At 63.4% G+C, this 8,181-nt stretch carries 7 protein-coding genes; all 7 read right to left on the bottom strand.

The genetic code is table 11. The features are described 5' to 3' along the window. Positions 1-422: 422 nt before the first annotated feature. The gene (locus U1R88_RS16965) at positions 423-2,054 is read right to left on the bottom strand and encodes a molecular chaperone GroEL (protein ID WP_322432285.1); all 1,632 of its coding nucleotides are present in this window, start codon (positions 2,052-2,054) and stop codon (positions 423-425) included. 59 nt (positions 2,055-2,113) lie between these two features. Then, positions 2,114-2,923, bottom strand: coding sequence for an iron-sulfur cluster assembly protein (locus U1R88_RS16960; RefSeq protein ID WP_322432284.1), 810 nt, complete (start codon positions 2,921-2,923; stop codon positions 2,114-2,116). A 5-nt stretch (positions 2,924-2,928) separates the two neighbouring features. Next, positions 2,929-3,951, bottom strand: coding sequence for an amidohydrolase family protein (locus U1R88_RS16955; protein ID WP_068297695.1), 1,023 nt, complete (start codon positions 3,949-3,951; stop codon positions 2,929-2,931). Between the two features lie 345 nt (positions 3,952-4,296). Then, positions 4,297-5,373, bottom strand: a complete 1,077-nt coding sequence (locus U1R88_RS16950; protein ID WP_068297698.1) for an NAD(P)-dependent alcohol dehydrogenase — start codon at positions 5,371-5,373, stop codon at positions 4,297-4,299. A gap of 81 nt (positions 5,374-5,454) precedes the next feature. Then, positions 5,455-5,823 (bottom strand): MmoB/DmpM family protein, encoded by a 369-nt coding sequence (locus tag U1R88_RS16945; protein WP_068297706.1) that lies wholly within the window; start codon positions 5,821-5,823, stop codon positions 5,455-5,457. 33 nt (positions 5,824-5,856) lie between these two features. Beyond that, positions 5,857-6,915 carry an aromatic/alkene monooxygenase hydroxylase subunit beta gene (locus U1R88_RS16940; protein ID WP_322432283.1) on the bottom strand — a complete coding sequence of 353 codons (1,059 nt, stop codon included), beginning with the start codon at positions 6,913-6,915 and terminating at the stop codon, positions 5,857-5,859. 159 nt (positions 6,916-7,074) lie between these two features. Continuing rightward, positions 7,075-8,139 carry an NADH:ubiquinone reductase (Na(+)-transporting) subunit F gene (locus tag U1R88_RS16935; protein WP_322432282.1) on the bottom strand — a complete coding sequence of 355 codons (1,065 nt, stop codon included), beginning with the start codon at positions 8,137-8,139 and terminating at the stop codon, positions 7,075-7,077. Positions 8,140-8,181 lie beyond the last annotated feature (42 nt).

Raw genomic sequence — 8,181 nt, 5'->3', positions numbered from 1 at the left:
GCTGGTTCGGCCACCAGTCACGGTTCGAGCGAACCTCAAAACCGGGACGCGATCCATGCGCTACCGGGCACTTGCCGATATTGGCGGCTTCGTTTCCATCCATGATTGTCTCCGTGCTTGTCATCGTTCGAATTGAAGTGGGCCGGCGCCAGGCCGAATTCGGCCTGGCCGGACAAGGCGTGTCGCCCTCTCCGGTTCTCGATGTGATGCCAACCCTCATAAACCTTGACCGGTGCGTGTAGATAGAACGCTGTCATTCCCGGCGCCGCCGAAGGCGGCGGGAAGGGAATCCAGAGCCAAATCTGTACTCGCTGGCTCCTGGATCCCCTTCCCCTCGCTACGCTCGGCCGGGGATGACAGGTCACGTATTCTGTCGGTTGGGATGAAAGATCCTTGCGTATTCCGGCCCGACGGCCGCGCGCTCAGGCACGGCCGAGTTTCTCGGCACCGCCTCCGAGGGCCGGGCCGGCGGTCGGATCCTCGTCCTCGGCGAGATCGCCCACCAGGGTCTCCGTGGTGAGGATCAGCTTAGCCACCGAGGCGGCGTTGGTCAGGGCCGCGCAGGTGACGCGGACGGGATCGATGATGCCCGCCTCGTACATGTTCTGGTATTCGCCGAGAGCGGCGTTGTAGCCGAAGCCGCCATTGACGCTCGATACCTTCGCCACCACCGCCTCGGGATCGCCGCCGGCATTGGCGACGATGCGCCAGAGTGGGCGCGTCAGCACCGATTTCACCAGGCGGACGCCCGCCGCAACGTCCCCGTCGAGCCTGGCAAGCAGGGGGTCGAGCACCGGCCCGATCTGGGCCAGGGCCGAGCCCCCGCCGGCGACCACCCCTTCGTCGAGCGCGGCCCGCACGGCGGAGAGGGAATCCTCGATCAATTGGATGGTGCGCTTTTGCTCGACCGGTGTGACGCCGCCGGCATAGAGCACGGCCGTTCCGCCGGAAAGCTTGGCGAGGCGTTCGCGCAATTTGTCCTGCTCGATATTGGGCGGCGCGTTTTCGAACTGATGCTGCACCTGGGTGCGGCGCGCGGCGATTTTCGCCTTGTCGCCGCCGCCATGGATGATGGCCGTATGGGTGGCGCTCGTGCGCACCCGTTCCGCGCTGCCAAGATCCGCCGCCTCGATCTGTTCGAGCTGGCCGCCAAGGTCACGGGCGACGACGCGCCCGCCGGTGATGATAGCCAAATCCTCCAGCAGAGCCTTGCGCCAATGGCCGTATTCCGGCGGATGCACGATCAGATATTTGCCGGCGCCGCTGCGCCCGAGCAGCGTCACGACCACCTCGGGCGAAACTTCCTCGGCCACGATCAGCAGTGGCCTGCCGGCCTTGTCGGCGATCGCCCTGACAGCATCGAGCGAGGCGGGATCCTTGATCTTCAGGTCGGTCAGCAGGATCAGGGGGCGCTCCAGCACCGCCTGCATCTTCTCCACATCGGTGACCATGTGATGGGAGATATAGCCACGGTCGAAGGACATGCCCTCGACGACATCGAGCGTGGTCTCGGTGGTGATGCTGAAATCGGTGGTGATGATGCCGTCGGCGCCCACCTTCTCGAAGGCTTCGGCCACCAAGCCGCCGAGCCGGGTATCCGTGGCGGCGATGTTGGCGACGGCCGCCAGGGCGCCGTTTTCACGGGCCGGGCGTGCGCTGGATCTCAGCGAAGACACCACGGCATCGACGGCGAGGTCGATGCCCTTCACCAGATCGACAGCCTTGGCGCCTTGCTCATTGGCCTCGACGCCCTTCTGGACCAGGGCATTGGCGAGCACGATGGCGGTGGTGGTGCCGTCGCCGGCGATCTCGTTGGTCTGCATCGAGACCTCGCGTACCACCTGCGCACCCATATTCTCGAAACGATCGTGCAATTCGATCTCCGAGGCGATGGAAACGCCGTCGCGCGTCACCATCGGGGTGCCGATGGGCCGGTCGATCATGGCATTCATACCCTTGGGGCCGAGTGTCGGCTCCACGGCGGCTGCGAGCTGGTGAACGCCACGGGCAAGGGCCCGACGGGCGTGCGAATTGTGAAGCATCAATTTGGGCATGGCTCCTCCTTCCGCCCTTGCGGGCGGTTGTTGTCGGCCTCGGGCGGCGAGGCCTCGGTTCAGCTGTTGACGGCGGGCGCGTTTCCGGCGGCGGGCGGCACGCGGTCGAGGATAAAGTCGACCAATGTCGGTTCGCCGTCCGTGAACTCGGCCTGCTTGTACCGGGTCTGCTTGAGGCCACGACACAGGGCCCCGTTGAACTCCATGTTGATCCGCAGGCTGCGCAGGTCTCCCAGATAGGAGGCCAGCGTGGCGGCGGCGAGGGGAGTGCCTTCCCAGGTCAGGAAGACGCCATCTCCGCGGCCGATATGGGGATGGCGCTCGAGCAGGGCCTGACGGTAGCGCGGCTTCTGCGCCACTGCGTCCTCTCCCGCGGGCTGCGCGGCATCGAAGGCCGGAAGATCCATGGCGAGGATGGCGTCGTCGCCGAGGCCGGCCTGCCGCAATCCTAGAAGCACGGCTTCCTGACGCCGCTTATAGGCCTTGGCACGAAAGGTCTCGCGCAGGGCCGTGAGATCGAGATCCCCCGTCATCTCTCCGAAGACCTGGCCGAAGCTCTTGCCCGCCGCGATGCCGCGATTGACCTCGTCGGCGAACATGTGATCCTGGAGCTGGATCCGGTAGGCCGGTTTCCAGGACAGTGCCTCGAGCGCTTCGCGCACACCATCGAGCATCAGGAAGGCGAAGTTGGGCGAGCACCAATAGGTGGGCAGCCTGAATTCGACCTCCACGCCAGCATGGTCCAGGATCTCGGCACGCTCGACGAAGCCCATATTGGTGACGGGTTCGTCGAGTTCGGGGTCGTTGACCTCGGACAGCCGCCGCCAGAGTTCGGCCTGGCGGCGACCGCGGAGCGGCGCGCTCATCATGCCCCTCACTCCGCCGCGATCGACAGCGGCGCCTTGGCCAGGGCCGCCTTCTTGGCCGCGATGTCGATGTCGTAGAGCCGCGCCGCGTTGAGGCCCAGGATCTTCTCCTTGATCTCGGGGGTGAGATCGACCCCGCGTTCGCGCTTGATGTCTTCGGGCAGTTCGAAGGCCCAGAATTTCTCCACCAGCCAGCGCGGCGTCCAGATCGCATAGTCGGAGCCGAACAGGATCTTGTCCGGGCCGAGCCAGAACAGGAGTTCGGCGATCACCTCGGCGAAATAGCGAGGGCGCGAATGGATGAAGGGCAGGGCAACGGCAAGCCCGCCATAGACATTGGTCTCCTGCACGGCGATCCAGCAGAAGTCGTCGAGGCGAGGCAGGCCGCAATGCTCGACGATCCAGTTCAGGTTCTGGAAGTCGGTGGCCGCGTCGTCGACGTCGCCCACGTTGAAGGCGTCCTTGCTGAGCGGGATGATCGTCGGGCCCTTATGCACGTGGACGTTGCGGATGCCGAGCTTCTCGCACAGTTCGAAGCAGCGATAGGCGTTGGGGTCGGTCAGTTTCCAGCCCCTGGAATCCCCGTGCCATTCGGCCGTGTACATCTTCACGCCCTTGATGTCGTAGGTCTCCTTCATGAAGTGGATGTATTCGAGGGCCGCCTCGCCGTCGCGCGGGTCGAAGGAGCCGTTGACGATGAAGCGTTCGGGATAGCGCTTGGCCATCTCGGCGTTGCGCTCGAGGGTGTTGAAGCCCTGCTTGTAGAAATCCTTCAGATAGGTCGACTGCACGATGGCGACGTCATCGGGGCCATCGACGAACAAGTCGCGATAGAGATCGTCGGCGCTGTATTTCTCGAACTTCTCCTTCGGCCAGAGCTGCTCCTTGGGGCTGAGCGCGGTGTGATAGGCATAGAAGCATTCCACGAACTGCTTGCCATGGATGTTGCGCTGGTTCTCCGGGCTGCCGTCCCAGAAATGGGTGTGGCCGTCGACGACGAAAATTTCCTTGCCTTCGGGCGTGATATACATGGCTTCCTCCGTTGGTATTTCGCTCTAAGATTTTGTTTCAACTCGATTGTTTCAGTATTTTCCGCGAGGTCAGGTCGGTGGCGCCGCGGCTCTGCCAGGTGTGTGGAAAGGCGGCAGCCGGGCCATCCGCGCGTTGCGCAACGGGCATCCCGTACATCCCTCGGATGCAGTGTCGCTGCAGGTGCGACCGTCCCGCGCGGCTGCTTCCGCATCTTCCGGACCGGCGCCTGGCTTACCCCTTTGCCCGCCCATTCTCGCGGTCGGAATGCCGGCTTCGGAACAGGGGCCAAATGAAGCATCGAGCATTGTTCTCTCTCCCATCGCTGCCGTGGTGGCCGGCGCTCCTCAGGTCGTGATGGCGACCTTCAGCACGCCGTCGCGCTGATTGGCGAAGAGGTCGTAGGCCTCCTCGATCTGGTCGAGCTTGAAGCGGTGGGTGACCAGCCCGCCCAGGTCCACCCGCCCCGAGCCGATGACGTCGAGCATGCGGCGCATGCGCTCCTTGCCGCCCGGACAGAGCGAGGTGCGGATCGATTTCTCGCCGAGGCCGGCGGCGAAGGCGTCGAGCGGGATCTTCAGGTCCGACGAGTAGACGCCAAGGCTCGACAGCACGCCGCCGGGCCTGAGAACCCGCAGGGCTGCTTCGAAGGTCGCCTGGGTGCCGAGTGCCTCGATCGCCACGTCGACGCCGCGGCCGTCGGTCAGGCGCATGATGGCTTCGACGGGATCTTCCTGCTTGAAGTCCACCACGATGTCGGCACCGAGGCGCCTGGCCATGGCCAGGCGGGCCGGCACCGTATCGACGGCGATGATGGTGGTCGCGCCCATCAGCTTGGCGCCGGCCGTGGCGCACAGGCCGATCGGGCCCTGCGCGAAGACGGCGACGATATCACCGATCCGGATGCCGCCGGTCTCGGCGCCGGCAAAGCCGGTCGACATGATGTCCGGGCACATCAGGACCTGTTCGTCGCTCACCTCGTCCGGAATGGGGGCGAGATTGGCCATGGCGTCCGGCACGCAGACGAATTCGGCCTGGCAGCCATCGATGGTGTTGCCGAACTTCCAGCCGCCGATGGCCTTCCAGCCATGCTTGGTGCCGGCGCCGTCCTGCGAACCGCAACCGCACAGGCAGGCATGGCTCCAGCCCGAGGGGGTGATGGCGCCGGCGACGACGCGCTGGCCCTCCCTGAAGCCGCGTACCGACGAGCCGAGCTTCTCGATCACGCCGACGGGCTCATGGCCGATGGTCAGGCCCTTGGCGACGGGATATTCCCCCTTCAGGATATGGACATCCGTTCCGCAGATCGTCGTGGTCGTGACCCGTATCAGGGCATCGTCAGGGCCGATCTCGGGGATCGGCTTGTCGTCGAGGACGATGCGCCCCTTCTCGACGAAGATCGCGGCCTTCATTTTGCTTGGCATGACTGGCTACTCGTTTTCGGCTCTGCATGGGCGGGAACGGGCGATACGCCGCTGCGTATCGCCCAAGACTTGCCGTCGCGCTCAGATATATTCGAAGACCTCGTCCATGTTGCCGAACAGGATCACCGTGTTGTCGTCGATCCTGACCATGCGGCCGTAATGGGTGGAGGTGTTGACTTCGAAGATCTCGGCCGTCATCTCGCGGCCGAGATACTCGCTGATCTCGTCCATCTTGAAGATGAGCTTGCCGTCGCCGTCGATGCGGATCAGCGCCGGCTGATAGGTGACGATCACACCTTCCTTCTTGCCCATGAATTCCGCGATGGCGCGAGCCTCCACCGAGTCGTTCATGGTGACCCCGCATTGGTGCGAGATGGTCTGCTCGAAGGTGATGTCCTTCATCGACTTGAAGATATTGGCGTGCGAGGAATCGCGTGCTGCCGTGGACATGGTCGTTTCTCCCTTGAGATGGTTGCCGGCCGGTCAGTCGTCGAGGCCGAGTTCGCGCAGGATCTGGCCGATCCGCTCCTGCGAGACGGCGCGGACATCCTCGAACGAGACCGGCTTGGAATGCGGCATCGACCAGATCGGCTGCAGCCCCAGCGCCGCCTTGTCGGCCAGGGCGCGGTGCTTCTTCAGCCAGCCCTTGAACAGCTGGCGGTTGGCCGCCGCATGTTTCTCGTCATGGGCGAGCAGGTAGATCAGGTCGATGGTATTGGCGAGATTGCGCTCATAGTCGGCTTCGGCGGCCGAGATCACCGGCGGGGTGATGAAGTCGTGGTTGGCGGCTGCCACCTGCATCAGGAAGCCCGAGCGGAAGAGCTCGCCCACCAGAGGCTCGAATACGATGTTGATGGCGAAATACTGCTCCAGATAGTCTTCGGAGCCCATGATGGTCTCGATGGCTTCACGGGTGCCTTGCCAGGCGCCGTCCTCCAGCCAGGTCTTCTTGCCGAGCTCGTCGTTCCAGCCGGGAATATCCATGCCGATCTCGGCCAGATAGAGCGTGATGTCCTGGGCCAGGCGCAGCTTGTAGGAGGAATTGGTCAGCGTGGCGTTGTTGATCATCTGGGTGTAGCCGTAGCGCTGGGCCTGCATCAGCGAGGTGCCCAGGCCGAATTCGGCGTGCTTCCAGGCACCCAGATGGTGCTGCAGGATGCTGATCCAGACCTTGTCGAAGCTCTTGGGGGCGCCGGACTTGCGGCCATTGGCGATCACGCTCTGCACCATGGTCTCGATCTTGGACTGGCGCTGGTAATGGGTGCGCTCCCATTCCTGGTCGGGCGCCCGGAAGGCATGCCAGTTCGAGCTCTGGGCCAGCGTGTTGCCCTTGACATAGGCGCCGTTGCCGTCAGCGAAATTGATGATCCAGTTCTGGATCAGATAGCGCTCGGGATCGGGCTGCACATCGACGGTGACGTCCTCGTAGTGGGTGGCGCGCTGCCCCCTGGGGTCGAAATAGCGATATTTGCGGCTGTCGGAATCGACGAAGATCGCCGCACCGGCTGCGCCGGACCCGACCGAACTCGAAATGGCAGGCATGGTATTCACTCCCTGGTTGTGGTGCGTTTCGACGATCCGCCCCTGGTGAGGGCGGTCCTTAGAGCGTTTTCCAGGAAATTTGACAGACTTTTCCATTAAGAAAACGCGTTAAAACAAAGACTTAGAGAGGAATTGCGGTTCAGAGAAATTGCACTTCCTCTAGTGGCCGGGCGAGGTCGCGCCCGACGAGGTGGTGAACTTGTCGAAGAAGACGTGCTCGGACTCGAAGCCGTTCATGAAGAGAACGGGCTGCAGCGCGTCGATCATCGGGGGCGGACCGCAGGCATAGACGTCGCCCTGTCCATCGATGGCGAGTTCCTTGAGCTTGGCCCCCACGCTTTCGTGCACGAAGCCGCGCTCGCCCTGCCAGGCGCCGTCTTCCCCGGCATGCGAAAGCACGGGGATGAAACTGACTTCCGGATGACGTTCCACCAGGGCCGAGATCCGGTCGAGATGGAAGAGGTCGTCCTGCGTACGGGCACCGTAGAAGAAATAAACCGGCCTTTGCTCGCCACTGGCCAAGTGGTCGTTGAGGATCGACCAGACCGGCGACATGCCCGACCCGGCGCCGACCAGGATCAGGGGTCCTTCGCGTTCTTCCCGTCGAAAGCAGGTTCCGTAGGGGCCGACGATGGCAACCTCGGCTCCGACCTGGATTCCCCCGGCATCGAGTTCTCCGGAGAATTTCCCCTCGGGGTATTTCTTGATGATGAAGGACAGGGCCTGGGTTTGGTCCGGCGTATTTGCCATGGAGAACGAGCGCGTAAGCGTCTCCCCCTTTTGCGTGGTGACCGTGATGTCGACATATTGGCCGGCCCAGAATTTCATCGGCGAATTGAGGCTGATCTCGATGCCACGGATGTCGTGGGTCAGCCGCTCGATGCGTGTGATGCGGCCCTGATAGGTCTTCACTGCGATCGATTTCGCCAGCACCTCCTCATCGTAGTTGAGGAGCTCTACCTCCATGTCGGAATAAGCGATCGTCCGGCATAACAGGACGTGGCCGCTGTCCTTCTCCATGTCGTTGAGCGCGAAGGTCGAATATTTGAGCATGTCGACTTCGCCATCCAGCAGGACGCATTTACAGGCCGAGCATTGTCCCTCCTTGCAGCCATGCGGCAGCGCTATGCCTTGACGGAATGCCGCATTCAGCACCGTCTCGCCGTGTTCCACTTCGAATTCGACGCCGACCGGCTCCAGACGCACAGTGTGGGCACCGCTCATCGGTCTTCTCCTCCCAATACTCTCCCGTTCCCCTTCCCGGCG

This window comes from Labrys sedimenti (assembly GCF_034424805.1).
GTDB classification, from domain to species: Bacteria; Pseudomonadota; Alphaproteobacteria; order Rhizobiales; family Labraceae; genus Labrys; species Labrys sedimenti.
Note: the sequence above shows the minus strand (reverse complement) of the source record. Positions and strands in the feature narration are given on the sequence as shown.

Coding starts and splice junctions, on each gene's coding strand:
- U1R88_RS16965 (WP_322432285.1), bottom strand. CDS start 2,054: ATGCCCAAATTGATGCTTCACAATTCGCACGCCCGTCGGGCCCTTGCC.
- U1R88_RS16960 (WP_322432284.1), bottom strand. CDS start 2,923: ATGATGAGCGCGCCGCTCCGCGGTCGCCGCCAGGCCGAACTCTGGCGG.
- U1R88_RS16955 (WP_068297695.1), bottom strand. CDS start 3,951: ATGTATATCACGCCCGAAGGCAAGGAAATTTTCGTCGTCGACGGCCAC.
- U1R88_RS16950 (WP_068297698.1), bottom strand. CDS start 5,373: ATGCCAAGCAAAATGAAGGCCGCGATCTTCGTCGAGAAGGGGCGCATC.
- U1R88_RS16945 (WP_068297706.1), bottom strand. CDS start 5,823: ATGTCCACGGCAGCACGCGATTCCTCGCACGCCAATATCTTCAAGTCG.
- U1R88_RS16940 (WP_322432283.1), bottom strand. CDS start 6,915: ATGCCTGCCATTTCGAGTTCGGTCGGGTCCGGCGCAGCCGGTGCGGCG.
- U1R88_RS16935 (WP_322432282.1), bottom strand. CDS start 8,139: ATGAGCGGTGCCCACACTGTGCGTCTGGAGCCGGTCGGCGTCGAATTC.